Here is a 1420-nt window from a genome sequence, read left to right on the forward strand (position 1 = left end):
AAGTGGTGGAGGGAGCTGGATTCGAACCAGCGAAGGCTGAGCCGTCAGATTTACAGTCTGATCCCTTTGGCCGCTCGGGAACCCCTCCAATGCAACGGCGCTGATAATAGCAAACTGCGTATTTAAGTAAAGAAAAAAGCTAAAGAAATTTGAAATAAAGCCGATAAATATCTACCAGTTATCATAATCGGCTAAAGACTATGCAAATCGATGATTTGTTAATCACAGAGAGTCAGCTAAAGACCAGGCTAAATAAAAGTGTGCATGAAAATCGCAGAGGTGAATTCTCACTTTTATTAGCGATGCTATCGCATGATGCGCTGGATTTTAGTCAATTTCACTTGCCAAAAAGTGAGACACATAGTGCTTATGTAGACGAAGAACAGTTAAGGGAGCGCTTTGGTGCTGGGCCAAAGCAATTATTAGCTCCCGATAAATTTGATATGAGCATAGGGCAAGAGCACGCATCGGTGATTGTTCAACAAGGTGAGCAAGCAGGTATGAAAGCAATAAAATTAAGTCACTGCTTAAACCCTGAGCCACTAGCGATTAGAGATGATAAGTTACATATTCCTTTAACAGTAATCGATAATTGTGAACTATCAGTACGCAGACGCTTAAATGACACGCACACCGCGCTTGCAAGTCCACAAATGGACGCCGCAGCATTTTATGACGATTTAACTAATGAGGCTATACATAAGCCATTGCTTGTTGCTAACGCATAAAAATAATTTAACACTTGTGCGTTTTAAAAGCCTAAAACACCTTATATTTAATAATCGGTTATGCAATAAAATAGAACAATTCTTTTTTTGTTTAAAAAAAGCATCCACAAATTAAATGCAATTGCTATAATGGCTGCAAATGGTATGACTTGAGTGCCATTATCATTAAATCAAGGTAATTAGGAACGTAATGAAGAAAACATTCACGCTAAATCATGAGAAAATCAAATACCCTCGTATGGTTGATGCTGCAAAGCATGAAGTGAAAAAATATTTGAAAAGAGAGCGCAATAAAACGCTACCTGTTGAAGCTGATTACTGGGCGTTTGACTGTAAGTTTGGCACAAGTGCCGATGATGCCGAAGTTGTTCACGTAGCTGAAATTAACAACAAGATCAGCGAAATCGAAAAGCAGGCGCTTACTTCATTCTATGTTGAGATTTTAGCTAGACCTGCGCAGCGTGAATCGTTCGATTTAGATGATGATGAATAAAAACCCAATAGCAATATTGTAGAAAATGGACCTAAATGGTCCATTTTTTGTTTTAGCTAGGGCGTGTAGATCTTTGCGGATTGAAATTTGTTCAATCTAGGGGCGATTAAATCGCGGCGCGAGGTTTGTAACCTAGTGGGCTAAGTAAAAATCGAGTAACAAAGAGTTTATCGCCCCTAGGCAGAACCCCAAGGGCAGC

General features: G+C 39.6%; 2 protein-coding genes and 1 tRNA gene. 2 read left to right on the plus strand and 1 reads right to left on the minus strand.

What is annotated here, in order from left to right; all coding sequences use genetic code 11:
- Window positions 1-3: 3 nt before the first annotated feature.
- Window positions 4-88, minus strand: a tRNA-Tyr gene (locus CWC17_RS18780).
- A 112-nt stretch (window positions 89-200) separates the two neighbouring features.
- Between CWC17_RS18780 and CWC17_RS18785 the strand changes: the two genes are divergently transcribed.
- Window positions 201-728, plus strand: a complete 528-nt coding sequence (locus CWC17_RS18785) for a VC2046/SO_2500 family protein (protein WP_138541810.1) — start codon at window positions 201-203, stop codon at window positions 726-728.
- A gap of 190 nt (window positions 729-918) precedes the next feature.
- Window positions 919-1221 (plus strand): DUF6172 family protein, encoded by a 303-nt coding sequence (locus tag CWC17_RS18790; protein ID WP_004589192.1) that lies wholly within the window; start codon window positions 919-921, stop codon window positions 1219-1221.
- Window positions 1222-1420 lie beyond the last annotated feature (199 nt).

The sequence above is a fragment of the Pseudoalteromonas sp. S3785 genome (assembly GCF_005887365.1).
Taxonomy (GTDB): domain Bacteria; phylum Pseudomonadota; class Gammaproteobacteria; order Enterobacterales; family Alteromonadaceae; genus Pseudoalteromonas.

Coding starts and splice junctions, on each gene's coding strand:
- CWC17_RS18785 (WP_138541810.1), top strand. CDS start 201: ATGCAAATCGATGATTTGTTAATCACAGAGAGTCAGCTAAAGACCAGG.
- CWC17_RS18790 (WP_004589192.1), top strand. CDS start 919: ATGAAGAAAACATTCACGCTAAATCATGAGAAAATCAAATACCCTCGT.